Genomic DNA, 24,845 nt, shown 5'->3' on the forward strand with positions numbered 1-24,845 from the left:
CAGCGGACCTTCTTCTTTTGTTTTGAAAGTATAAGTGCAGAAGTTTCCCTGTCTGGAAATCCAATTTCCGCCCCTTAAGGGATGGAAATTGCAAATTTTTTCTGTCAGTTGGGCTCTGAGACTGCTTAAAATCCAAAATTCTTGACTTTTTTAGAATATTTCGGAAACTTGAGAGGTATTTTAGCACTCTAACTTGCAGAGTGCCAATAAGAATAGATATGGAACTATCCCAAAGACATAGGATGATCCTAAAGGCCACTGTGGACGAGTTTATCCAAGAAAACCGTCCTGTTGGCTCTAAAACCTTATTCGACAAACATGATATAGGTTTGTCCCCGGCTTCTATACGTACTGTTCTTAAAGAACTGGAAGAGATGGGGTATCTTGCTTCTCGCCATACTTCGGGGGGAAGGATCCCGACAGAGATAGGTTATCGATTCTATGTGGATTCTTTAGTGGTTCTTTATGAGTTAACCATTAAGGAAAAACAAAGGATCCAGGAAGAATACCTGAAGATGCAGTTCAAACTGGATCAGATACTAAAGGCGACTGCGAGTGTTCTTGCTAGTCTTTCCAATTCTGCGGGTGTTGTTTTAGGGCCGGCCAAAAGTCTGGACACTCTCAAACATGTGGAACTGATCCATGTCCATGGGGACGAGGTCCTGATGATCATGGTAATGAGATCCGGAGCGGTGCTGAACCGCAGCGTATTCTTGGATCGGAATTATAGCCAAGAGGAATTATATCAGATCTCGAAATATCTGAACGATAACGCGAAAGGTTATGATATGTTCGAGATCCAGGAGAAGGTGATCCCTTCCCTATTGCTGAGAAAAGACGGACCATTAGATTTTTATAAAGTGTCCGGAGTGATCTCCGCCGCGATGACGCCGGATAATTCCGAAGTGTCTTTGTATATAGATGGTCTCAAGAATTTATACGGAAGATTTAAGGACGAAGACGAAGAGGAAAGGTTGAACCAGGTCCTTTCGCTTTTGGATGATAAAAGATTCCTTACTCGGATGTTCGGAGATTATTCCGAACATGACGGAGTTTATACCGTCATAGGAAAAGACGGAGACGGAAGAATGGGCGGAGTGAGTATCATCACTTCCGGATATAGAATGGGAGAAAAACGGATAGGCGCTATGGGGATCATAGGTCCTCAGCGGATGGATTATCATAGAGCCCTTCCACTTGTGGATTTTACTTCGAAACTGGTTTCGGAGATGATCACGCGTATTAGTAAGTAGTAATGAACCATGCAAGGAAATGATAGAGAGATGAGTCAAGAAGAAGCGGTCGCAACGCCTACCGGAGAAAATTCGGAAGGATCCCAAAAACCGGAAAGCGCAGAGGAAACTTTACGCAAGGAATTGGAAATTGCGAAAAAAGAGATCGAGTCTTTAAAAGATTCTTGGACTCGCGAAAGAGCCGAGTTCCAGAATTATAAAAGAAGATCTGCACAAGAATTCTCTAATATAAAAAGAGAAGCGGTCAAATCTTTGGTAACTGAGTTTTTGAGCCCTATCGATAATTTGGATCGTGTAGGTTCCGGTGCAAACGTTACGGAAGAAGTGAAACCTTTCGTAGACGGAGTAACGATGATCCTAAAGGAATTTTATTCCGTATTAGAAAGATCGAACGTGTTCAGACAATATCCTCAGGGAGAGGCATTTGATCCGACTTTGATGGAAGCATTGTCTTCCGAAGAAGGGGATCAATACAAAGAGGAAACTGTGATCGAAGTATATCAGGCAGGATTCTATATTAAGGAAAATGAAGATAAGTTCTCCTTAAGACCTGCAAGGGTGAGAATCGGAAAACCCAAAGCTTAATGCTTTGGGCCTTAGGCGCAGGTCGCCTTGAGTAAATCGAATTAAATCATGAATAACCGCCGAGGAAGGATCCAGTGGCGGAAGGAGAAACCAAAATGTCAAAAGAGAAGATTATCGGAATCGACTTAGGGACCACAAACTCTTGCGTTTCCGTTATGGAAGGTGGGGACCCTGTAGTAATCCAGAACTCCGAAGGTGCTAGAACTACTCCGTCTATCGTTGCTTTTACCGCTAAGGGAGAAACTTTGGTAGGCCAGTTCGCCAAGAACCAAGCAATTACGAATGCGGTTAATACAATTCGTTCCGCAAAAAGATTTATAGGACGCAGATTCAACGAGATCGAACAAGAGATGAAGCACGTTTCCTATAAAGTGATCAAAAGTGGTAATGACGGATTAAAATTCGAAACTGCCACCGGAGAGTTCACTGCTCAAGAGATCTCTGCTCGTGTTCTTCAAAAGATGAAACAAACTGCAGAAGATTATCTGGGTCAAAAAGTGACCAAAGCAGTGATCACTGTTCCTGCTTATTTCAATGACGAACAACGTCAGGCTACTAAGGACGCAGGTAGAATTGCCGGTCTGGAAGTGGAAAGGATCATTAACGAGCCTACCGCTGCTGCGCTTGCTTACGGTTTCGATAAGAAGAAGAGTAACGCAAAAATCGCAGTTTACGACTTAGGAGGAGGAACCTTCGACGTTTCTATCCTTGAGTTGGGTGACGGAGTATTCGAAGTTAAATCCACTAACGGTGACACTCACTTAGGCGGGGACGATTTCGATATGGTCATCATGGAATGGATGATCGAAGAATTCAAAAAGCAGTACGGGATCGATATCTCTCAAGACAAGAATACCGTTCAACGTTTGAAAGAAGCTGCGGAGAAGGCGAAAATCGAACTTTCCGGAACCATGTCCACTCAAGTGAACCTTCCGTTCATCACTGCCGATGCAACCGGACCGAAACACTTGGATATGAATCTGACTAGAGCTAAGTTCGATCAGTTGACCAGCCGTTTGGTGGAAAGAACTCGTATTCCATGTGAGAACGCTCTACGCGATGCAGGCTTAAAAGCTTCCGACATCGACGAAGTGATATTAGTGGGAGGATCCACTCGTATCCCTGCGGTCCAAGAACTTGTAAAAGGAATTTTTGGTAAAGAACCGAATCGTTCCGTAAACCCAGACGAAGTAGTTGCAATCGGTGCCGCTATCCAAGGTGGAGTTTTAGCGGGAGAAGTTTCAGACGTTCTTCTTTTGGATGTAACTCCACTTTCACTCGGTATAGAGACTTTGGGTGGCGTGATGACCAAGTTGATCGAAAGAAACACTACGATCCCAACCAAAAAATCTCAGGTGTTCTCTACCGCTGCGGATAACCAAAATGCAGTGTCTATCCATGTTCTCCAAGGAGAAAGGGATATGGCTGCAGGTAACCGCACACTCGGAAGATTCGATCTAATCGGAATCGCACCTGCACCTAGAGGAGTTCCTCAAATCGAAGTTACATTCGATATCGATGCGAATGGTATCGTGCATGTTTCCGCAAAGGATCTGGGAACCGGTAAAGAACAAAAGATACGTATTGAATCTTCTTCCGGATTAAGCGAAGACGAGATCTCTAAAATGGTAAAAGACGCGGAAGCACATGCTGCTGCAGACAAGGCCGCTAGAGAACTTGTAGAAGCTAAGAACGAGTTAGATACGATCACTTATTCTTTGGAAAAAGCGGTTACGGACGCTGCGGATAAACTTTCGGACAGCGAAAAACAATTGGCGAATGACGAGATCAAACGTGCAAGAGAAGCGATCGAATCAGGCGATATCGGTCGTATCAACGCTGCGAAAGAGTCCATTACTAAGAGAGCTTCGGAGATAGGTTCCAAAATTTATTCTCAAGGGGCTCCGGGTCAGGAAGCAGGACCAGGACCTAACGGTGCGGGACCAGGAGAAGGTGCCGACAATTCCCAGGCTAAGGGAGAAAAGGTCGTGGACGCAGACTATACCGTAGTGGACGATGAGAAAAAGTAACTAAGACATGAGTGACAAAAGTTACTACGATATCCTCGGAGTTTCCAAATCCGCGACTGATGAAGAGATCAAGTCCGCGTATCGGAAGTTAGCTATTAAATATCACCCCGATAAGAATCAGGGTGATAAAGCTGCTGAAGAGAAATTTAAGGAAGCTACCGAGGCCTACGAAGTTTTAAGGGACGCTAATAAACGCCGCATGTACGACCAGTACGGCAAGGCCGGAGTGGGTGCAGGCGCTCAAGGCGGATTTGGAGGAGGAGCATATACTGACTTCTCCGATATCTTCGGTGATTTCGGAGATATTTTCGGCGACTTCTTCGGAGGAGGAAGAGCTGGAGGCGGCGCTCGCAGATCCGGTCCTCAACGTGGCTCAGACCTTCGTTATAATTTAGAAGTTTCCCTCGAAGACGCTGCTCTTGGCAGGGAATATAAAATCGAAATTCCAAGACTAGAAACCTGTGTAGATTGCGGAGGTTCCGGTGCGAACAAGGGAAGCACTCCTGCTACTTGTCCGGACTGCGGCGGCTCAGGCCAGATACGTAGATCACAGGGATTCTTCTCCGTTGCAACTACATGCGGTACTTGTCGTGGAAAAGGAACAATCATCTCTAATCCATGCAAGACCTGTCATGGACAAGGCCTGGTAGAAAAAAGACGTACCATCAATATTAAGATCCCACCTGGTATCGAATCCGGCAGCAGACTAAAAGTTTCCGGAGAAGGGGAAGCAGGACCTAACGGTGGTCCTCATGGTGATCTATATGTGGTAACACATATTAAGAAACACGAATTATTCGAACGCCAAGCAAACGACTTGATCTTGAATAAAAAGATCAGCCTAACTCAAGCAATCTTAGGCGGGGACATCGAAGTCCCAACCATAGACGGCAAAAAGGTGAAGATGAAAATTCCGGAAGGAACCGAGTCAGGCCAGGTGTTCCGTTTGAAAGGTCATGGAATTCCGTATCTAGGCGGATATGGAAAAGGGGACCAACATGTGATCGTTCGCATCGAGATCCCTAAAAAACTGACTAGACGACAAAGAGAATTGATCGAAGAATTTGCCCGTGAGTCCGGAGAATCCGTTTCCGGTTCCAAGGGTAAAATTTTTACGAATAAGTAATATCCACAAAAAGGAAGTTTCATGACTAACAAAGTCAAGATCGGAGTAATCGGGACAGGCCATATGGGCCAATACCACGTTAACGTGGCGAAAACATTAAGCGATGCGGAGTTGATCGGTATTTACGACTCCGATTCCGAAAGAGCATCTCAGATGGCGGAAAAACATAAAACTTCCGCCTTCTCCACTGTAGACGATCTGATCAAACATACTGATTCTGTGATCATCGCTGTGCCTACATTCTTACATCATGAAATCGGTAAGAAGGCGCTTCTTGCAGGAAAACATGTTTTGGTGGAAAAGCCGATCGCAGAAACTTTAGAACAAGCAAAAGAGCTAGTGGATCTTGCTTCTAAAAACAATTTGGTCTTACAAGTAGGTCACGTTGAACGTTTTAACGGAGCGGTTCTTGAACTCGGAAAGATCGTGACTGAACCTTTATTGATCGAATCCAGAAGACTAGCCCCTTTTAATCCTAGAATTAAGGATGTGGGAGTAGTTCTGGATATGATGATCCACGATATAGATATCGTTTTGAATCTTGTAAAATCTCCCGTCAAATATCTAAGTGCAGTGGGGACCAAAGTGGTTTCCGGTCACGAAGATATTGCATCCGTTATTCTCCATTTCGAGAACGGCGCGATCGCGAATATTTCCGCGAGCAGAAATACACAATCCAAAATTCGGACCCTGAATATCACTCAGAAAGACGTGTACATCACATTGGATTTTAGCGACCAAGAGATCGAGCTTCATAGGCAAGCGACTTCGGACATCCTGCTTAGGACCGGAGAGATCAAATATCGCCAAGAATCCATCGTTGAAAAGATCTTTGTTCACAAGGATAATCCTTTAAAACAGGAACATGAACATTTTGTAAAATGTATCCTGAAAGAAACGGAACCTTTAGTGGATGGAAGATCCGATATCCAAACTCTGGAAATCGCGTACAGAATTTTGAAAGAGATACATAAAAACTGATCGGGTAGTATGGAAAACGGATTCAGCGGGAAAGTATTAATCTCTAATTCATCTATTGTAACGGATTATTTCAATCGTACGGTGATCCTAATGGTGGAACACGATCAATCAGGTGCATTCGGTCTTGTGCTGAATAAGAAGATGGATGTCGCATTGAGCGAAGTGATCCAAGGAATTCCGGAAGGAATCGACGGTTCTTCTCCGATCTATTCCGGAGGCCCTGTTGATCCTACGTTTGTTTCTATTCTTCATGATAATCCTAAATTAAAACAACCCGGGATCGAAGTTATCCCCGGTGTGTTTCTTGCCAGAAGTTTCGAAGCTCTGGTGGAACTATTAGAACATCCTGATAAAACAAAGTTTAACGTATACCAAGGATATTCCGGTTGGGGAGCTTCTCAATTAGAGGGTGAGATGGAACGTAAATCTTGGGTGGTTCACGATCCGAATGCTGAGTGGATCTTTACTGAAGATCCGGAGGCAACTTGGCAGGAAGCCTTAAAGAGCAAAGGTGGATTGTATAAGTATTTCGTGGAACATACTAAAGATCCGATGTTGAACTAAGATGATCTCTTCTTTGATCGGAACGGAAATTTTAGCCGGCATGATCACTCCGGCCGTTTTGATTTCGGCCAGTGCGAGTTTGATCTTTTCTACTGCGAACCGTTTGGGTAGAATATTCGATCGAGTTAATTTACTCAAAAATGAGATAGAAGGTGTCGTGGACGGAAAACTTTCTTTTCCGGAAGAACGACAAGCATATCTAAGAAGACAATTAAAGATCCAAAAGAAAAGAGCGAATCTGATCCAAAGGTCTATGGCTGCACTTTATACTGCGACTTTGTTTTTTGTTTCTTCCAGTTTGAGTCTGGGGATTATAGTAGCTATATCGAGCCCGGCGTCTTGGATTGCTACCGGACTCGCTTTGATCGGCGGGATTTTTTTGTTTATAGCAAGCAGTCTTTTACTGTACGAAAGCCGTTATAATTTGAATTTTATCCAAGGCCAGATAGAATTTGCGGAATTTCTGGAAGATAAAGTGGAGAAGAAGTCCGACAGTCCTTCCTCCAAAAGATAGGAGTCCTATTTGAAAAAGGTTTTATATTCACTTTCTATCATATTCTTTTTAGGCTCTGCCGGATTTATCCAAAATCTTTCTGCAGACGGTTGTTATCTTTGTTCCGTAAATAGTTCGGATGCTTGCAGGGACTATTGCAGATTTTCAGGATCCGATTCCTTCGACACAAGAAAACGTTGTGAGACTAAGGGATGTAAGATCACAGGAACCGCGGCCTGTCCGACCGCTTCTAATTATAAGGTTTGTTCTGTGAGAGTTGATTTGAAACCGGCAGATCTACTTGCCGGTCGGAAATAATTTATTTCATCCTACAGGCGCTTTCTAACTGATGCACCATTCACCACACTACAGGCGCATCCCATACCATTCTGCACCGTTATCTAGTGAACCCGGCCGTTCGATATTCGACGACCGGTCCTAACTTAAACTTCCTTCAGATATAAAGTAGGACTTCTTTTCCATTCGCCTCTTAAGGCACCGAAATACATTCCTACTACTGCGATATTCAGAGAAATATAAAAGATACCTATTTCTAACCAAGGAATACTTGCCTGTATTTCGAATATGATCTCAGACATATAAGAAGAAACTCCCCAAACCAAAACAAAAGCCAACACGAAAGATAGATTCGCTAAAAGTAAAGACTCCGCCAGAAAGTATTTTCGTAAGAATGTTTTGGTTCCGCCAATGATCCGAAGAAGAGAAGTTTCTTCTAATCTTTCCTTTCTACTTAATTCTAAGGAAGAAAGTATCAATAGAAGAGAAGATAGAACGATCAGTCCCGTCATCCAACGGATCGCAAAGGACATCTTTTCTAAAATTCCTAAGAAAGATTGAACTGCCTTTTCGGTATCTACGATCGTAAGATTCGGAAATTCATTCGATAATTCTTTTTGGAGAGAATATCTGGAGTCGGAAGATCCCAATAAAAACGAACTTAAGTAAAACTTAGGAGCCTTTTCCAAAATCCCTTTTGAAAATAGGACCACGAAGTTCGGTCTCATGTCCGACCAGTTGACCGTTCTGAAATTTCGAATGGTTCCGGTGACTTCTACCCCGCCAATGGAAAAGGAAAGTTTATCTCCTAGATCCACTTTTAAGTTTTTAGAAAATTCTTTTTCAACCGAGATTTGATCCTCTTCTCCCTTTCTCCAAAAATCTCCATCTGTAACTTTTTCAGTGGGGTATAAATTCTCCCTATAAGATAAGAAATATTCTCTGGTCCTTGCAGTGGATCTCCAATCTCTTCTGAGAGCGGAAAGTTCCATATCTTCCTTTTTAACAAGTTCTCCGTTTACATGAGTGAGCCTTGCTCCGATCACAGGTGCGGTTAAAAGTTTTTCTACTTTATATTTCTCGGCCGTCTGTTGGAAACTTTCCAGTTGTTCCGGTCGTATATCCAACACGAACATATTCGGTCTTCTTTCCTTATCTTTTGCACCGCTATACTCTAATAAGCTATCGCTTAGAAAAATGCTGAGCAATAGAACGAAAACGGAAGAACCAAGTCCTACAGAAACCCAAGAAAGTCCTGTTCTAGGTCTATCTAGTTTTCTTAATGCCATTCTTACACTTGCGGAGAATTCGGATCTTTGTAATAAAAACCGGATCGCAAAACGGATCCCTAAAATCCCGAGATAAACAACCACAGGTAAGAAGAGTAGAGTTGCACAAAGTATCAACCCTTTGATCCAATCTCCGGTTTCCCACCAAGCTAATACAAAAAATAATCCGAACACTGCAATGAACGAGATGGATTGTTTTAATTTCAGTTTCGGAACGGAAGAAAGTTCATTTGCAAAATCCGATTTAAGAGCATACATCGGACTTAGGTTTCTCGTAGCGGAAAGACTTTCCCAAGCGGAAACCAATGGAACTACCCAAGCTAGAACAAAAGCCCAGAAAAATGCTTTTAGATCCGGGATTAATTTCGGTTCAAAAATGAATTCCTTATCCGCCATATTCGGGATCTGAGTTTGTAAAAAACTTCCGAATAAAAATCCGAATATCGCTCCGATCGTGGATAATATTAGAAGTTCGGAAAGTACAAGACCTAAAACTAAGTTCGGTCCGGCTCCTAAACATTTATACACTGCGAATGTAGAGGATTTTGCTCTTACAACCGCTCTGCTTGTAAGAAGGATAGAGATCCCTCCCAAGAAGAATGCGCATAATGCCAATAAGGAAAAGAAATCTAATGTGTTCGTAAGGAACTTTTGGGATCCTGAATTTGCTTCCGTACTTTCGTATAGGATCAGATCGTTTTTGGCGAATTCTGAAAATTTACTCTTTTTGAATGCACTTGCGTCCGTTCCGTTTGGTAGAAGGATCGGCACCTGGTAACTGATCCTAGAACCTCTCTGCTCTAATCCTGTTTCCGCTAAAGATCCCTTTTTTATAATGGAACTTGGGGCCATGGAGAGAAAATTCCCCGCCATTCCCGGTTCTTTTAAGATACTCCCTTTTAATACGAAGTTACTTTCTCCTAATTGGACCTTGGAGCCTATCTTAAGCTTTAAGTTTTTGATCAGCCCGCTTTCTAAAAGTATTTCACCCGGTTTTAATTTGCGAAAAAGGCCTTTAGGTTCGGTTTCTAATTCGCCAAAATAAGGATAATCTCCTTGGATTGCTTTGATCAAAGATAAGCTGGAATCCTGGGAATCAGGGTTTCGGAGCATAGAAGGGAACTGTACTAATTCGGATAATTTGCTTCCTTTTGGCAATTCCTTCCAAAGAAACGCTGTTTGTTCAGAGGTAAGCGGAGAAGGGCTCGTAACCACCAGATCCGAACCCATGATGTTTTTGGCTTCTCTGATGATAGAAGAGGTAAATTGGTCCCTATAAGAATGAACTGCAAGTACAGCTCCAGTCCCGATTGTGATTGCAAGTATGATCTGTAAGGAAGAAGTCTTTTTAGAAAAGATCTCTCTGAACATTACCCTTAGAAAAAATCTAATATTCATTTTTTCTTCCTAGATACTGTTTTCTTAGAGGAAGTTTTAGGCTTTGCACCGCTCAAAATCACTCCGTCTCTCATTTCTAAGATCCTATCCGCCATGGAGGCAACCTTAGGATCATGAGTAACAACTAACAAAGTGGATTTGCGGTCTCTATTTAGTTGCTTGAGAAGGGACATTATATTTTCACCATTCTTCTTATCTAAGTTTGCAGTAGGTTCATCCGCAAAAAGAAGTTTAGGTTCATGTATAAAAGAACGAGCGATCGCCACTCTCTGCTCTTCTCCGCCTGAAAGTTGGCTTGGAAAGTTATGCGCTCTATGCGCGATACCTACCTTCTCCAGCCAATACATTGCTTTTTCATGTATTACTTTTTCTGAAAGTTTTGTCGTCAGAGCAAGGGGGAGTGAAACGTTCTCTAAGGCGTTTAACGTCTTGATCAGTTGAAAATTTTGGAATACAAATCCTATTTTTTCTCCTCTGATCTTTGCCAATTCGTCTTCCGACTTATCAAATAGAGATATTCCATCCAGAAGTACGGATCCTGAATCGGCTTTATCTAATCCGGCCGAAACGGCGAGCAATGTAGACTTGCCTGAACCGGAAGGACCGATCACTGCAACGAATTCTCCGGACTTTACTTGGAATGAAACATCTTTTAATACATTAAATGTTTGGTCTGCAACTGTGTAAGACTTGTTTAATCCTGATATTGATAACAACTGATCACCTTCCTTTCGTTTTGACTGACCTAAACTCGGCACTTGACAGGAAATTAATTTCTACCTGAAAAAAACCACACTTGAAAATCTATTCCAAATAAAACCGCGCTCAGAATTTTTTTAAAAAAAATTGCAGTCATTTTCACAAACTTCCAACCTAATTTTTTTTGACTCTAGAGTGAGCCGATTTTATAAAGTAACTCTCGACGTACGGAGAGAAGTTCCGAAAGCAAGTATCAATCTTCGGACTTATTTACACTCCGTAAATAAAAAGACATTCGATGGAATTTTCTGGGAGCAAAATGCAATTATTAGCAGTGACGGATTTGAACGAAGAAGAAGCGGAACTTACACAAGCGCAAAGTAAGCAATATACATGCAAGGGATGCGGTAAAGAAACACCGAATCTCTTTCAGTACGACCTATGTCGAGATTGTTTGAACCAAACATTTCGTCGACTTATCAAGGTTATTGACTCAGTACGTAAATAAGTCAGAATCTCATCCAATATTTTTGTCCGTTTTCTAAGCAAGAGCTTAGAATTTCACTCCCAGAGAAAGCCGGTTTCCCTCCGGCTTTCTTCATTTCGGACCCGAATTCAACTCTAAGGTTCCCTAGAATTTAAAAACACTTCTTCTAGTAACAATTTCTAATGCCCTTTTTCTTCCTAAAAAGAAGGAAACCTCTCTTATTCAAGATTTTCAGCTCTAGAATCGCCTTCCAGTATAACAAAAAAGAATTGGATTCTAGGCCTAAGGAAAAAACTTCACGGTATGGACTATCCGTTTCGGAAAATTGAATCAAAATGGCAAGATTATTGGGAAAAGAATTCTTCCTTTCGAACGGATCTACGCTCTTCTAAACCGAAGTTCTATTGTTTAGATATGTTTCCCTATCCTTCCGGTGCGGGATTGCACGTTGGTCACCCGGAAGGTTATACAGCCACGGATATTATTTCTCGTTACAAGAGAATGAAGGGTTTTGAAGTTTTACATCCTATGGGTTGGGATGCGTTCGGTCTTCCTGCGGAAAGATACGCAATGCAGACCGGGATCCATCCTGCAATCACTACTAAGCAGAATGTGGACAATTTCAGAAGGCAGATCAAATTGATCGGTCTTTCCTATGACTGGGACAGGGAAATCTCCACCACAGACCCGAAATATTACAAATTTACCCAATGGATCTTCCTGAAATTATACGATTCTTGGTATGATTTCCAGGCTTCTAAAGCTAAACCAATCGCCGAATTGGTGCAAAAATTCGAATCCAAAGGTTCGGAAGGATTTGAGGACCTCGAAACCTTCTCCGCTAAAGATTGGAAAGAATTTTCAAACGCAAAGAAAGAAATCGTTCTTTCCGGATTTCGTTTAGTTTATCAGGCGGAAATTCCAGTAAACTGGTGCCCAGGTCTTGGAACAGTTTTGGCAAACGAAGAAGTAGAAGAATGGGTTGGTAAAGGTTACGAAGTAGTTCGTAAACCTATGAGACAGTACATGATGCGTATCACTGCATACGCAGAAAGATTATTAGAAGATCTTTCTTTAGTCTCTTGGCCCGGTTCTACTCTTGAAATGCAGAAAAACTGGATCGGAAAGAGTGAAGGTTTGGAGCTTATATTTCCTTTTGATCCTTCTTCTCCTCAAAACGGGATCAAGGTGTATACTACTCGTCCTGATACCGTATTTGGAGTAAGTTATATGGTGCTTGCTCCGGAACATCCTTTGGTGGATTCGATTACTACCAAAGAACAATGGGAGAAGATACAGGAATACAAAAAGGTTTCCGCTTTAAAGAGTGATCTGGATAGAACGGAACTTTCTAAAGAGAAGTCAGGTGTGTTCACTGGTGCTTATGTTCTAAATCCTGCGGATCCTTCTAAAAAGATCCCGGTGTGGATCGGTGATTATGTTTTATATGGCTATGGAACCGGTGCTATTATGGCGGTTCCTGCTCACGACCAAAGAGACTATGAGTTTGCAAAAGCTTTCGGGTTGGATATCCTACCTGTAATCGAAGGAGATCTCTCTCAAGGTGCCTTTGATTCTAAAGAATCGATTTGTATCAATTCTTCTTCTTCCGAAATTTCTATCAATGGTCTGAAATATAAGGAAGCTTTTTCTAAAACTGCTGATTGGGCAGAGAAGAAGGGAATCGGAAGAAGAAAGACACAATTCAAACTAAGAGATTGGTTATTCGCTCGCCAAAGATATTGGGGAGAACCTATTCCTTTAGTCCATTATCCTTCCGGAGTTACAAAAGCAATTCCTGAGTCGGAACTTCCATTAGAACTTCCTAATTTATCTGAATTTAAACCTTCTGGAACGGGAGAATCTCCTCTTGCTTTAGCAGGAGATTGGTTGAAGTATAAAGATCCTGAAACTGGTGAGATCGGGACCAGAGAAACAAATACTATGCCTCAATGGGCAGGTTCTTGTTGGTATTATCTGCGTTATATTGATCCTGAAAATCCGGACAAGTTTGTAGATGCAAATCTTGAGAAGGCATGGATGCCAGTGGATCTTTATGTGGGTGGAGCGGAGCATGCTGTTCTTCACTTACTCTATTCTCGTTTTTGGCATAAAGTATTATTCGATCTAGGTTATGTAACCACTCCCGAACCTTTCAAAAAATTGGTTCACCAAGGTCTGATCTTAGGCGAGGACAAAAGAAAAATGTCCAAATCCTTAGGGAACGTGATCAATCCGGACGAAGTTGTTACGAATTTCGGAGCGGATAGTTTACGTCTTTTTGAAATGTTCATGGGACCGTTCGAAATGGTAAAACCTTGGAGCACCAGAGGTGTAGAAGGTGTATTCCGTTTCTTAAATCGTGTTTGGAGATTATATCATTCGGGTGCAGAAGAATCTTTCCGTTTGGAAGATATCGAACCGAACGAAGACGAATTAAAGATACTTCATAGAACTATCAAAAAACTGGATGATGATATTAATAATTTCTCATTCAATACTGCTATCTCTCAGTTGATGATCTTTGTGAACGAGTTAACTCCAAGCCAACGTAGACCTCGTAAGATCCTAGAGCCGTTCTTACTTTTGATCGCTCCATTTGCTCCTCACTTGGCGGAAGAACTTTGGTCCTTAGCGGGAAAATCAGATTCTTTAACCTACCAAGGTTTTCCAAGTTATGAGGAGAAGTATCTGACGGACGATGAGATATTGATCGTAGTCCAGGTAAACGGAAAGTTAAGAGCAGAATTCAAAGCAGCGAAAGAGATTGCAGGGGATGAAGCAATTAAGATCGCAAAATCCTTAGATAAGGTACAAGTCTTCTTGGATGGAAAACAGATTAGAAAAGAGATCTATGTTCCAGGAAAACTGGTGAACTTAGTAGTCGGGTGATTTAAACTGTCCGGCGCGTGTGTGTTGGAGTTCCAACACGTGGGTCCGCTAATGAATAACAAGTTGTTGGAGTTCCAACACCGAGATTAGAGCAGAATTATCTTATTTCAAAAGAATAAACGCTAGTAATCCGACTAGCAGAACTACTCCGACCAGGATCGCGTAATTTAAAGTATTACTTCCTTCGGATTGTTTTGCACCCATACCTGCAGGACGAGGAGCATTCGCAGCAGTTTTAGGTCTGGCTAGACGAACTGGTCTTTCTTCGAATGCTTGTAACAGGACTCCTGCGGGACCTTTTGCAAAAATATGATATTCATTTTTACCGGAAGCGATCGCTACGAAAGAACCGACCACGGGTTTTACGTTCCCGTCTTTGTCCATTGCTCCTAAAGTTTTAGCTAAAGCTTTTTCTTCGGGAGAAACGGAAGGAAGTTGCAGCAGGATCTTGTCTCCTTCGTTCAGATCATCGAAGTCTACTCCGTTTACCGGGGATAAGATTGTTTTAGCTAGGACCACTCTTCCGAAACCTTTTCGGATAGTTTCGATCTGGCGCATAACTGCAGCTTTTTCCGGATCTAAATTTTCTACCGGAGCAGCACCTTCTGCAGGTTCTTCCGGTGGTTTAGGAATAGATTGGATAATACCTGCAAAAAAACTTTTGCCTCTACATTTCAAACTAGATACGTATTCCACGTCAGCTTGGACACGGATCATATTGATCTTCATACTAGTTTTGATCTGGTTCTCCAGCATATTGACTAGAGCTGCTGTATCATTACGATCCCACATTGGATAATATTGTTCTAATATTTGTTTTGTTAATTTAGTATGAAGAATTCTTCCTACTTGATCGGAAAGACCTGGATCAGGAGCTTCTTGTCTTGCTGCTTCTGCAATATCGTGAGAGATCTGACCGAAATCTTCGAAGGTTCTGATCTTCCGGATCACGGAAGAGTTGGAGAATAAGGAATATAATTCTAAAAATTCGTTTTTATATCTGGATAATAATCCTAAAACTACCCCTGCTTTGTTCTCAACATCGATCCTTAATTTTAAAAGATAGGCGTCTTTGATTTTTCCTTGGATAAGTTCGATTGCTTGTTCTTCGGTATGAACGGATTCCAAGGCAAGGTTCATTTGGTTTGCCTGTTCTTGGAGTTTACTTGTCTGAGGATTCTGTTCCATATTGCTAAAGACCTAACCGTAGTAAGGAGAACTTTAGGTCATGTTAAGCCGCTAGCCTTTTCTTGTAACCATTTTTGGTATCTTTGTCTTCTGGGCACATAATTCTGATCCAAGGGGATTTCGACTCTGGCCACTGTTCTATTTTCGGCCTGGCGGCTATAGATCGTAAACAAATGTCGGTCATAGCCGCTTTGGGCTACTAAGATCTCCACCATTGTGATACCCATACCTGCACCTTCTGTGGTATCACCGTATTTCATATAGTATTCGAATAGATTGTCAAATTCTTTAGAATGAACGAACTTCTCCCGGATCCGTTTCTCTTCTCGGACTGCGAGAGTGAAATTATTTTGTACGAATAGAATGATCCGATCCGAACTGAAACTGAGTGTAACTTTTACAAATAGACCGTGCTCTTTCATTTTCCTACGATAGTAGGGAAACTTTCTGCTGACTAGATTTTCCTTAAAAGACTCCATTCCCAAATCATATTGTGATGGATCTGCAATATTCAGCCCTAGTTCCTTAAATAGAACTCGTTTAATCGCTGCTTTGGTCGCATTTACGATCAGCTCTTTTGCGGAAGTAAATATAAGTTCGGTCAGATCCTCTCTTTTGTATTTAGAAAGGACGGTTTGGATGATATGTTTGAGCTTATTTTCGCCCCTGGTACTCAGGACGTAGGTAATGATAGAAATTGGCTCTTCTTTTTTTACGGCCGTCTCGACCTCGAAGAGGAATTCCTGAGGAAGTTCCTCGATTCCCTCGTACATTTGGATTCTCGATTATATGGACCCCGGCTCGCTTACGAGAAAAAAACGAAAAACGCTCAGGAAAAAAGAACGGGAATTTCCAGTGGAAAATGAAAAATTTTAACCTTTCAATTGTAGAAAACCGCTGATTTCGTCCATGACGGCTCCCACTTCAGGTTTACAGGATCGAATAACGTTAACCAATTTCTGATCCGTACCCTGGATTTTTCCTTCATGGAATTTGAGTTTAAATTCCGTGAATTTTAAACCGTGAGCAGTGGAGATTACGACCACCTGATCACCTTTTGCAATAGTTCCCTTACCCATGAGTTTGTATAAAGCGGCAAGCGCCACCCCGGTATGGGGATCATTGTACAATCCGAATAGATCCGTTTTGGCGGAAGCTTCTGAAAGTTCAGCTTCACTTGCCTGCTCCACAACCCCATTGAATTTTTTTAATGTACGAATTGCCTTTTGGACTGATACGGGATTTCCGATCTGTATTGCAGAAGCAAGAGTAGGCTTCGCATCTACAGGACTGAACTCTTCGAAATTTTTAAGATAAGAAAGATAGAGTGGATTTGCATTCTCCGCTTGGGCTAAAACGATCCTAGGAAGTTTATCGATCAGTCCTAATTCTTTAGCCATCTCGAAACCTGCTCCGAGTGCGGAAACGTTTCCTAAATTTCCTCCCGGAATAATGATCCAGTCCGGAACTTTCCATTCCAATTGTTGAACGATCTCGGGTGCGATCGTTTTTTGGCCTTCGATACGAAGACTATTCATTGAGTTCGCAAGATAGATACCGGCTTCTTTGGTAACTTCTTTCACGATCTTCATACAACCGTCAAAGTCCGTTTCGAGTGCGATCACTTTTGCACCGTTGGAAACCGGTTGGATCAATTGGGCTTGGGAAACTTTTCCTGCGGGAAGAAAAATGATCGCAGGTATTCCAGCCTTAGCGGCGTAAGAAGCGAGTGCCGCAGAAGTATCTCCGGAACTTGCACATGCTACCGCTCTGATCTTAACTCCCTTATTCAACATATGTTTTACTTGAGAGAGAAGAACAGTCATGCCCAGATCCTTAAAAGAACCCGTGTGGGAGATCCCACATTGTTTGATCCAAAGGCCGCCTAAGCCGAAATGTTTTGTAAGTCTTTCCGAGTTGAATAGATGAGAAAGACCTTCGCCTGAGCTTATAATCTCTGAGTCTTCTACATGAGGAAGAACCCATTCTCTTTTATTCCAGATCCCCGAGCTGTTCGGAAATTTTACCGAGCCCAATCTGGAATCGAATAGGTCCTTCCATTCCTTACCTGATTTTTCTTTGAGAGCTCCCATATCATGAGAAACCTGTAGAAGGCTTCCACATTTACGACATTCGTATACGATATCATTCAGATCGTAAGTTGCTCCGCAAGAATCGTTGATGCAGCGGAACTCCGCTTTCAACTTGGTGAAGGTAAGGCTCATACTTTAGATAGAATTTAGAATGTCCTTTTTTTTGGCATCAAATTCTTCCTGAGAAATCAGGCCCTGGTCCAGCATGCTCTTGAGTTTCGTAAGTCTCGCGGTAGCATCGTTCTGGTTGGAATTTCCCCCGGCATTGTTCTGTCCCATCATACCGGCCATCATATTGCCCATATTCATTCCCATTCCGAGTCCCATGCCTGCAGACATTCCTTGCCCTGCATTTCCACCTTCGTTCTTGGCGGCAGCTTCTCCAATATCCAACATTCTTTTTTGTTGGTACATTCCGCCAAGAGCATCGATCTCGAATTTGTCTGTGAGGATTTTCTGGATCTTTTGGAAGTTCGGATCGTTTTGATCGAAGTTGATGGATTGAACAAAAAAATCTAAAACTTCTATCCCATACTTGGAGAAGTCAGGTTGGATCTTTGTTTTTCCGGCGGAAGAAGCTTCTTCCAGATGTTGGTTCAATCGAGTGATCGGCTCTCCTGATTTCAGAACAACTTCCGCCAAAAAATCGCTCAGTCGAGTCACGATCATTGGTCTTAAAAAATTATCCACCTCGTCTTGTGAATAAGCCCCTCTTGCGCCTACTACTCCTACCGCAAATGCTTTGGAGTCTACGATCTTGATATTATAAGCGCCGTTTGCTCTCACTCCTAGAGTGATCGTGTATTTAGGGTCTTCTACTTGGATGGGTGCAGGAGTTCCCCATTTTAATTGGATAAGAGCCTTATTGATATAAACTACTTCCGCAGTAAAAGGAGTCTGGCCTCCGAAAGGAAGGTTCACTAGGTTTTCTAAGATAGGAACGTTCCCTGTTTTTAAAGTATGAGTTCCCGGTCCGAAAATATCCAGAGCCTTACCTTCCTTGAAGAAGATAGCCTCTTGGCTTTCGTTCACTACCAATTGTCCGAAGGTACTGATATCGTTACGGGGAAATTTCCATACGATCTCTCCCGGTTTACCCTCGTATTTTATTACGTCTATTAATGCCATAAGAACTCCTTGGAAATATATTATTCACTACTCGACATCCGGCAAATCAAAAATAAGACTATCGTTTTAAGAAGACATCCTTTCGGCTCTTTAAGGCAGAATCGAACTCATCTAATTCGGATCTAAAATTACTAACCCAATTCCTTATGGTGTCTACTGAAACATCAGCGGGGAAGTTAGTAGATTTTACTTTTGTGGATAATTCTTCAGTATGATGGATCAAAGAATAATCCCATTCCGCCAAAGCTTCCAGCTCCGATTCGGTTGCTTTAAATCCGGTACCCAATCCGTTCAGACCGTAACTTGCTCCAATTATTTCGTTTTTGAGCCTTTCTAAGATGGAATATAAGACCTCAGTAGAACCGATTAGGTCCATTCTTCTCTCTCGGACGAAATTTTCTTCGATCCTGCGAATAGGTTCTTTGAGAGAATCCAATTTTTTGGACAATTCATTTCGAGAGATCCTGTCCGCTTCGTAATATTGATGGTTCTTTAAGACTTCTCCATAAAAAGGAAACGCTGAAAGAAAGGATAAGATCTTTCCCTTCTCCGCTTTGAATCTGGAAATATATTGTGAGACCGGGCTGTTCGAAGTCATGTACAGAAGAATGATCCGGAATTTCTTCCCAAGCAAGACAAATACTTCTCTTTTCGTATCATATCCATGAAATCGTAACTTGAGGTCTTGGGCTCTGCGGATTTATTTCTTGCTAGCAGATACCTGAATAGTTTTTAATTCAATTCGGGAAATAGAATCTCTTCATTATGAAATCCTATATACTGTCTATCTTTGCTTCTAAAAAGGGGGAAATAGAATCATTAAACGGGATCAGAGCGATCGGGATCTTGATGGTAATGACCAACCATCTTTGGGTTTTCTCACGAAAAGCAATGGGAGAAATGCCTTTCTGGTTATCTTGGTTTGCGGAGAATCAAACCACCATCGTGGATGTATTTTTCGTACTGGGAGGCTTTCTGAATTACGGAGGAATACTCCAATCTTATAAAAAAGAAAATAGTTTTCCTTATCGAAAGTTCATTATTAACCGTTCTTTGCGGATACTTCCCGCTTATTACGTAGCATTAGCTTTTTCTTATTATTATTTTTATAAACAATCGGAAAATCTGAAACATATACAAAATCCTAGTCCGGATCTGCTTTGGCTGATAACAAAAGGGCAGAAGGCGCTGGACTATGTTTGGGCGGACGGTATCTTCTTATCCAACTTTTTTCCTAGAGTTTTAGATGTGGGTTGGTATATTTCTTTGGAGCAGCAGATCTACTTTTTAACGGTAGTCTTGGGTCCCTTCTTCTTATTTTCCAAAACTAGAAAAGTCAGAGTTATCATATTATCTATCATATATATTATTCCTTTCTTATCTAGATGTTATCTATATTCAAAGGGTGCCATGAATGCCGAGGCACTTTTTTGGACTGAGAACAGATTCGATTCTATGATTGCCGGAATGCTTTTGGCGGAGTATGTGGACTATAAACCGATAGGAGAAAGTTTAGGAAAACTTAAATATTCCATTATCGGGATCACTTCGATCGTATTCATATTGATCTCCTATTCTTTCGATTGGGAACATTTCATTCGATTGACTCTCGCTAATAATTTTTTCAATATCGCCTTGGCTTTAATTATCTATTTGGCAATCCAGAAAGAAGGTATATTCAAAACTACATTAGGATTACCGATCTTCCGTCCGCTGTCTAGGATTACATTTACGGTGTATCTTTGGAATATACCTTTGATGGGGGTCGCTACCGGATGGGCACTCAGAGGGGAAACAATAATTACTTTGAGTGTGCTGCCTAAACTTTATCTCATCTGTTTTGGTTTTGCGATCTTAGCTTCTTGGCCGATCTTTTTACTGATAGAACAGCCTTTTATCTGGTGGAAAGAAAAACCGAAAGTTTTAGAAAATAAGAACGAGGCTAGGACTGCATAGTCTCGTCCTATAAATACGAAATAGTAATATGAAATTCGATTCAGAAATAATCCGTTCGATCAGGCATTCCGTATTTAGCTGGATCAAACTTTCTTTTCCGATCTTATTTGCAATATTCTTCATATTATATTTTAGGATTTTTGTGATCCAATTCTACCTGATCAGCGGCACAAGTATGATGCCTAGTTATAAAGAAAACGATTGGGTCTTGGTCAAAAAATGGGGCTTTCCTGCTCAGATTGGTCCTTGGGTTCTATATATTTTAGAGCCTGATGTGAATAGATTCGATGTATTGGTTTTGGATGGGATCGGGGCAGAACTAAGTTTAAAAAGAGTAGTAGGACTTCCCGGAGATTTTTTCAGATTTTCAGAAGGTAGGATTTTGATAAACGATTCTTCCTTAGAGGAACCTTTCTTGAATTCAGGCTACAAGACACAGGCGCCATCCGCATCCATTCTACCTGTGATCGGAGTCTCCGGAAATATAGGCATCGGAGATTCAGGAAGGATCCCACCGGGTTATGTTTTGGTCTTGGGAGATAACCGAGAATTTTCCACGGATTCCAGAAATTACGGCCTAATTCCTTTCAAAAAGTTGAGAGGGAAGGTAATCTCCAGCTTTTAACATTCTCCGAACTCGGATTTCACTTGTACTAGAAAAGCTCTTTAATCATTCTGAAAAAGACCGAAATTACTAAAAGCGGTTCACTCATCGATGGATTATAACCTTCTCAATCGAAAAAGATTCACCATCTTATTCGTTCTATTATGCGTATTCTTCTCCGGGCTTTTGGTCCGAGTAGGATATCTAGTCTTCTTTAACGATAGAGAGATCGCATTCAAGAATGGAGAAAGGATCTTAAGGGGAGCCATCTATGATAGAAGAGGAATTGAATTGGCATTGTCCATCGATTCTTCTACGATCGGGATCTATCCGGGAAACGTTTATGATCCGAATTTTACCGCAGTACAAATTTCTCCTCATCTGGACATTCCTCCTGAAAAGATAGAATCATTGATCCGGGAAAAAAGCAGATACTTCCTTTTGAAGAGGGAGATAGATGATACAACTGCAAGTCGTATCATGGAGATGGCACTTCCAGGAGTGAGAAGGGAAAGAGAATTTAAAAGAGTTTATCCTCATGGAAGTCTGGCGGCAAGTCTTGTGGGCTTTACCGGAATGGATGATGATAAGGCTCTTTCCGGTTTAGAATATTATTATAATCAAGAATTAATGACACCTACGGAAGCGGATTCCGCGAGAGGTGCAAATGTACATTTGACTCTGGACGGGCTCATTCAATTCAAATTAGAAAAAGCTTTAGGAAAAAGATTCGAAGAAGCGGGAGCTAAAAGAGCGGTAGGACTCCTGATGGAGATCCATACGGGAAGAATATTGGCAATGGCCAGTTTTCCTTCCTTTGATCCGAATCGTTATTCTTCTTTTGAGGAATATTCCCATACAAACTGGGCGATCCGGCATGTGTACGAGCCCGGTTCCACTATGAAAATATTCCTAGCTAGTATACTTCTTAATGAAAACTTAATACATCCTAATGAAAAATTCGATTGTCCTGGATATGTGGATTATGGAAAGACCAGGATCAAATGTACACATGTTCATGGAAAAGTGAATTTGGAAGAGATACTTCAATATTCCTGTAATGCAGGGATCATCAAGGCGGCAGCGAAGATCCCGAACGATGTACTTTACGAATATATGAAACGACTTCGATTCGGAGATAGAGCCGGACTTTTGCCGAACGAATCCGTGGGCTATATGCCGATATTGAACAAATGGACTCCGACCACTCCAATGTTCATGGCAATCGGCCAAGGGATTTCTGTAACTCCGATACAATTAGTTGCGTCCGCTGCTTCCATCGTAAACGGAGGAAGATTCATCACTCCTAGAGTAGTCTCTCATATTACGGATTCCTATGGAGAAGTCCTGCAAGAATTCCAATCCGAAGAAACCCCGGTTGGTATCAAAGAATATTCCACCGAAAGATTGCTGAAAGCGATGACTAGAGTTGTCCAAGCAGGAACAGGAAAGAACGCATACATACAAGAATATTCCATAGCAGGAAAAACAGGAACAGGACAAAAGGCAGTTTCCGGCCGAGGTTACCAAGACGGATTATGGTCTGCTTCCTTCTTAGGATTTTTTCCTGCGGATAAACCTAAGGTGGTTGGTTTGATCCTATTCGATGAGCCTAGAGGAGACAGCCATACTGGAGGAGGACTCGCCGCTCCCGTATTCAGAGAAGTGGTGGAGAATATCATACCCATCATAGAACAGGGAGAAAGAACGGTGAACGTGAATCTTCCTAAATTAGAAAGAAAACCGCTTACGGGAAAATCGGAACGTATACCTGATCTGGTCGGAAGAAGTAAAAGAGAAGTAGTAGAACTATTGGCTCCTTTGGGAGTTCCTTATAAACTTCATGGAAGCGGTTTCTGTTATGAACAAGATCCTTCTCCCGGTTCTTCTTATGAAGGAAAAAGGATAAACGTATTCTTCCAATGAAAGAATTCAGGTTGGATTTACTCGAAAAAAATTTGGCCTCACTTCGCAGCTTCGCGCCGGAAGCCTCCGAGAGAATTGGATCTTCCCGGATCAATTTCGAGATTATTCCTACAAAAACGGAAGATCCTAGTTTAAAGATCGGTAATGTTCTTTTGCATAGTTCTGTGGATCCCCGCAAAGAAGCGGAAAGACAGCTTGCGGATCTGAAAAAAGGGGACGAAGATAGAGCATTTCTATTTTTCGGAGCGGGCCTCGGCTATTCCATACAATATACATTAGGATTTGATAAAATAATCTGTGTATGGATGGAACCTTTTCCGGAGATTATCAAGGCGGCATTTTCACTTTTCGATTTTTCTCCCATGATCCTTTCAGGGAAGTTAAGAATATTTCTCCCTCCATACGAAGAATCCGCATTTTACGAAGGTTTTAAAGGGATCTCAGGGTATCCGGTGAGTTTTATTCCTCATAGAGGAAGTTTACAATGGAAACAGGAAGAATACCAAGAACTTAGATTTTTGGCCGAGACGTTCTTCCATAAAAAAGATGTAAATACTGCTACATTAACTAGGTTCGAGAAGGTCTGGACCGGGAATTTTATCCGGAATCTTCCGGAACTTGTGGATATGCAGCCAATAAACGAATTATTCGGTTTATGCAAATCCAAAGTGGATGTGGTTGTTTGCGGGGCCGGACCTTCTCTCTATCTTTCTTTGCAGGAACTGAAAGAATATAGGGAAAATTTTATATTGATCGCGGTCGATACCGCTCTTCTCATTCTGCAAAAATCAGGAATAGATCCGGACCTTGTATTTAGTGTGGATCCCCAGCCTTTAAATTCTAAATATTTAGAAGGATATTCCGGAAAAGCAAAATTCATATTCGATCCGACCACTTCCTATCATTCATTAAGAATGCCTTATATAGGAAAAAATCATTTTCTGACTTCTTCTCCTTTTCCTTGGATCAAACTTTTGGAGAATGCATCCGAAAGCGGGTTGGGGGCCGTGGATTTCGGGGGTTCCGTTTCCACCAATGCAGCCAGTCTTGCGGAGAAGATGGATGCAAGATCCATTTTACTTTTAGGACAAGACCTTTCCTTTCCTGGCTCTCAAGCGCACTGCAAGGGAGCGATCTTAGAAGAAAGATTGAACTTTTTGGAATCCAGAACTCAAAGAAGAGAACATCATAATTATAAACAAATGACCGCTTTACCTCCTAAGTGGATCGAGTCCGTAGAAGGAAAAAAGCTCAGGACAAATGAAAAACTTCTGATCTTTAAAAAATGGTTCGAAGAAAGACAAAAAGATCGCCCTTGGGCCAACCTAGGTAAAGACGGAGCAAAGTTAGAAGGTATCCTGAATATTACGTTTAAAGAATGGTTTAAAGAAAATCCTTCGAATACAAAAGAGGTTTCCGGGGTAAAAGAGAAGATCCGGATACTTTTATCCTCCAAGATAGATGGAAAAAAAGTATCGGAAGAATTAAACAAGATCCGCAGAGAATTAAAGGAATTCGGGGTCCAAGTCTCGACAGGAGAAATTATTTCCGAAAAAATATACGGTCTTATTCAAAACGGAGAGAAGGATAAAGAGTCCATTCGAAAAGCATTACATGAGATTTCCTTAATAGACGATCGGATCAGTTCTAAAAAAGGACTCACTGAGTTTTTAGGGATCAGCTTACAAAGAGTGATCTTAGCGATTACTGAAGGATACGATACAGAACTCACATTAGAAGAGAAGAAGAACGAAAGACTTGCAGTCGCAAAAAAGAGCCTTCTTCTCTATTCCGGGCTGAAAAAAAGTACGGAAATGAATCTACAGCTTATCAGCAAAACAGTAAGGCGTTTTTAG

Annotated in this window: 21 protein-coding genes; 14 read left to right on the forward strand and 7 right to left on the reverse strand. The window is 41.7% G+C overall.

The features are described 5' to 3' along the window. The first annotated feature begins 218 nt into the window (after window positions 1-218). The 8 genes from hrcA to EHR06_RS01875 all read left to right on the forward strand — a co-directional run bounded on the left by hrcA (window position 219) and on the right by EHR06_RS01875 (window position 7,350). A complete protein-coding gene (gene hrcA / locus EHR06_RS01840) occupies window positions 219-1,253 on the forward strand; it encodes a heat-inducible transcriptional repressor HrcA (protein WP_135755458.1) in 1,035 nt (344 codons plus the stop codon). A gap of 9 nt (window positions 1,254-1,262) precedes the next feature. Then, on the forward strand, window positions 1,263-1,838 hold the full coding sequence (gene grpE / locus EHR06_RS01845; protein ID WP_425269473.1) for a nucleotide exchange factor GrpE: 576 nt from the start codon (window positions 1,263-1,265) through the stop codon (window positions 1,836-1,838). A gap of 95 nt (window positions 1,839-1,933) precedes the next feature. Next, a complete protein-coding gene (gene dnaK, locus EHR06_RS01850; protein WP_135755460.1) occupies window positions 1,934-3,868 on the forward strand; it encodes a molecular chaperone DnaK in 1,935 nt (644 codons plus the stop codon). A 7-nt stretch (window positions 3,869-3,875) separates the two neighbouring features. After that, the gene (gene dnaJ, locus EHR06_RS01855) at window positions 3,876-4,994 is read left to right on the forward strand and encodes a molecular chaperone DnaJ (protein ID WP_135755461.1); all 1,119 of its coding nucleotides are present in this window, start codon (window positions 3,876-3,878) and stop codon (window positions 4,992-4,994) included. Between the two features lie 21 nt (window positions 4,995-5,015). Next, window positions 5,016-5,975, forward strand: coding sequence for a Gfo/Idh/MocA family protein (locus EHR06_RS01860; RefSeq protein ID WP_135755462.1), 960 nt, complete (start codon window positions 5,016-5,018; stop codon window positions 5,973-5,975). Window positions 5,976-5,984: 9 nt separating this feature from the next. Further along, window positions 5,985-6,539: a YqgE/AlgH family protein gene (locus EHR06_RS01865; protein WP_086447857.1), complete on the forward strand. Its 555-nt coding sequence runs from the start codon at window positions 5,985-5,987 to the stop codon at window positions 6,537-6,539. A gap of 1 nt (window position 6,540) precedes the next feature. Then, a complete protein-coding gene (locus EHR06_RS01870) occupies window positions 6,541-7,053 on the forward strand; it encodes a DUF2721 domain-containing protein (RefSeq protein WP_135755463.1) in 513 nt (170 codons plus the stop codon). A gap of 9 nt (window positions 7,054-7,062) precedes the next feature. Further along, a complete protein-coding gene (locus EHR06_RS01875) occupies window positions 7,063-7,350 on the forward strand; it encodes a hypothetical protein (RefSeq protein WP_135755464.1) in 288 nt (95 codons plus the stop codon). A 125-nt stretch (window positions 7,351-7,475) separates the two neighbouring features. On the opposite strand, the gene EHR06_RS01880 is transcribed toward EHR06_RS01875, so the two are convergent. After that, entirely contained in the window at window positions 7,476-10,016 is a 2,541-nt protein-coding gene (locus EHR06_RS01880) for an ABC transporter permease (RefSeq protein ID WP_135755465.1), read from the reverse strand. Then, entirely contained in the window at window positions 10,013-10,732 is a 720-nt protein-coding gene (locus tag EHR06_RS01885; RefSeq protein ID WP_135755466.1) for an ABC transporter ATP-binding protein, read from the reverse strand. Before EHR06_RS01885 ends, EHR06_RS01880 begins: the two co-directional genes overlap by 4 nt. 302 nt (window positions 10,733-11,034) lie before the next feature. Between EHR06_RS01885 and EHR06_RS01890 the strand changes: the two genes are divergently transcribed. Both EHR06_RS01890 and leuS read left to right on the forward strand, forming a co-directional pair. Further along, the gene (locus tag EHR06_RS01890; protein ID WP_033271995.1) at window positions 11,035-11,223 is read left to right on the forward strand and encodes a PIN domain-containing protein; all 189 of its coding nucleotides are present in this window, start codon (window positions 11,035-11,037) and stop codon (window positions 11,221-11,223) included. A 282-nt stretch (window positions 11,224-11,505) separates the two neighbouring features. Continuing rightward, window positions 11,506-14,094, forward strand: a complete 2,589-nt coding sequence (gene leuS / locus EHR06_RS01895) for a leucine--tRNA ligase (protein WP_135755467.1) — start codon at window positions 11,506-11,508, stop codon at window positions 14,092-14,094. A 102-nt stretch (window positions 14,095-14,196) separates the two neighbouring features. On the opposite strand, the gene EHR06_RS01900 is transcribed toward leuS, so the two are convergent. The 5 genes from EHR06_RS01900 to EHR06_RS01920 form a co-directional block, all read right to left on the reverse strand. Further along, window positions 14,197-15,282, reverse strand: coding sequence for an LIC10486 family protein (locus EHR06_RS01900; RefSeq protein ID WP_135755468.1), 1,086 nt, complete (start codon window positions 15,280-15,282; stop codon window positions 14,197-14,199). Window positions 15,283-15,320: 38 nt separating this feature from the next. Next, complete coding sequence (locus tag EHR06_RS01905) at window positions 15,321-16,055, reverse strand: hypothetical protein (protein ID WP_086447865.1); 735 nt, start codon at window positions 16,053-16,055, stop codon at window positions 15,321-15,323. Window positions 16,056-16,154: 99 nt separating this feature from the next. Next, window positions 16,155-17,507, reverse strand: a complete 1,353-nt coding sequence (thrC, locus tag EHR06_RS01910; RefSeq protein WP_135755469.1) for a threonine synthase — start codon at window positions 17,505-17,507, stop codon at window positions 16,155-16,157. A 3-nt stretch (window positions 17,508-17,510) separates the two neighbouring features. Further along, complete coding sequence (locus EHR06_RS01915) at window positions 17,511-18,503, reverse strand: SPFH domain-containing protein (protein WP_135755470.1); 993 nt, start codon at window positions 18,501-18,503, stop codon at window positions 17,511-17,513. 58 nt (window positions 18,504-18,561) lie between these two features. Further along, window positions 18,562-19,101: an LIMLP_15305 family protein gene (locus EHR06_RS01920; RefSeq protein ID WP_135755471.1), complete on the reverse strand. Its 540-nt coding sequence runs from the start codon at window positions 19,099-19,101 to the stop codon at window positions 18,562-18,564. 167 nt (window positions 19,102-19,268) lie between these two features. On the opposite strand from EHR06_RS01920, the gene EHR06_RS01925 reads away from it, so the two are divergent. The 4 genes from EHR06_RS01925 to EHR06_RS01940 all read left to right on the forward strand — a co-directional run bounded on the left by EHR06_RS01925 (window position 19,269) and on the right by EHR06_RS01940 (window position 24,845). Further along, window positions 19,269-20,459 carry an acyltransferase family protein gene (locus EHR06_RS01925; protein ID WP_135755472.1) on the forward strand — a complete coding sequence of 397 codons (1,191 nt, stop codon included), beginning with the start codon at window positions 19,269-19,271 and terminating at the stop codon, window positions 20,457-20,459. Between the two features lie 28 nt (window positions 20,460-20,487). Further along, window positions 20,488-21,084, forward strand: coding sequence for a signal peptidase I (gene lepB / locus EHR06_RS01930; protein ID WP_135755473.1), 597 nt, complete (start codon window positions 20,488-20,490; stop codon window positions 21,082-21,084). Between the two features lie 90 nt (window positions 21,085-21,174). Beyond that, the gene (locus EHR06_RS01935) at window positions 21,175-22,989 is read left to right on the forward strand and encodes a penicillin-binding protein (RefSeq protein WP_135755474.1); all 1,815 of its coding nucleotides are present in this window, start codon (window positions 21,175-21,177) and stop codon (window positions 22,987-22,989) included. After that, complete coding sequence (locus tag EHR06_RS01940) at window positions 22,986-24,845, forward strand: motility associated factor glycosyltransferase family protein (protein ID WP_135755475.1); 1,860 nt, start codon at window positions 22,986-22,988, stop codon at window positions 24,843-24,845. The genes EHR06_RS01935 and EHR06_RS01940 overlap by 4 nt, the downstream gene beginning before the upstream one ends.

It is taken from the genome of Leptospira dzoumogneensis, assembly GCF_004770895.1.
In the GTDB taxonomy this organism is placed as follows: Bacteria; Spirochaetota; Leptospiria; order Leptospirales; family Leptospiraceae; genus Leptospira_B; species Leptospira_B dzoumogneensis.

Excerpts from the sequence above, each read along its gene's own strand:
- hrcA (WP_135755458.1), top strand. The coding sequence starts at position 219 with ATGGAACTATCCCAAAGACATAGGATGATCCTAAAGGCCACTGTGGAC.
- grpE (WP_425269473.1), top strand. The coding sequence starts at position 1,263 with ATGCAAGGAAATGATAGAGAGATGAGTCAAGAAGAAGCGGTCGCAACG.
- dnaK (WP_135755460.1), top strand. The coding sequence starts at position 1,934 with ATGTCAAAAGAGAAGATTATCGGAATCGACTTAGGGACCACAAACTCT.
- dnaJ (WP_135755461.1), top strand. The coding sequence starts at position 3,876 with ATGAGTGACAAAAGTTACTACGATATCCTCGGAGTTTCCAAATCCGCG.
- EHR06_RS01860 (WP_135755462.1), top strand. The coding sequence starts at position 5,016 with ATGACTAACAAAGTCAAGATCGGAGTAATCGGGACAGGCCATATGGGC.
- EHR06_RS01865 (WP_086447857.1), top strand. The coding sequence starts at position 5,985 with ATGGAAAACGGATTCAGCGGGAAAGTATTAATCTCTAATTCATCTATT.
- EHR06_RS01870 (WP_135755463.1), top strand. The coding sequence starts at position 6,541 with ATGATCTCTTCTTTGATCGGAACGGAAATTTTAGCCGGCATGATCACT.
- EHR06_RS01880 (WP_135755465.1), bottom strand. The coding sequence starts at position 10,016 with ATGAATATTAGATTTTTTCTAAGGGTAATGTTCAGAGAGATCTTTTCT.
- EHR06_RS01890 (WP_033271995.1), top strand. The coding sequence starts at position 11,035 with ATGCAATTATTAGCAGTGACGGATTTGAACGAAGAAGAAGCGGAACTT.
- leuS (WP_135755467.1), top strand. The coding sequence starts at position 11,506 with ATGGACTATCCGTTTCGGAAAATTGAATCAAAATGGCAAGATTATTGG.
- EHR06_RS01900 (WP_135755468.1), bottom strand. The coding sequence starts at position 15,282 with ATGGAACAGAATCCTCAGACAAGTAAACTCCAAGAACAGGCAAACCAA.
- EHR06_RS01905 (WP_086447865.1), bottom strand. The coding sequence starts at position 16,055 with ATGTACGAGGGAATCGAGGAACTTCCTCAGGAATTCCTCTTCGAGGTC.
- thrC (WP_135755469.1), bottom strand. The coding sequence starts at position 17,507 with ATGAGCCTTACCTTCACCAAGTTGAAAGCGGAGTTCCGCTGCATCAAC.
- EHR06_RS01915 (WP_135755470.1), bottom strand. The coding sequence starts at position 18,503 with ATGGCATTAATAGACGTAATAAAATACGAGGGTAAACCGGGAGAGATC.
- EHR06_RS01920 (WP_135755471.1), bottom strand. The coding sequence starts at position 19,101 with ATGACTTCGAACAGCCCGGTCTCACAATATATTTCCAGATTCAAAGCG.
- EHR06_RS01925 (WP_135755472.1), top strand. The coding sequence starts at position 19,269 with ATGAAATCCTATATACTGTCTATCTTTGCTTCTAAAAAGGGGGAAATA.
- lepB (WP_135755473.1), top strand. The coding sequence starts at position 20,488 with ATGAAATTCGATTCAGAAATAATCCGTTCGATCAGGCATTCCGTATTT.
- EHR06_RS01935 (WP_135755474.1), top strand. The coding sequence starts at position 21,175 with ATGGATTATAACCTTCTCAATCGAAAAAGATTCACCATCTTATTCGTT.
- EHR06_RS01940 (WP_135755475.1), top strand. The coding sequence starts at position 22,986 with ATGAAAGAATTCAGGTTGGATTTACTCGAAAAAAATTTGGCCTCACTT.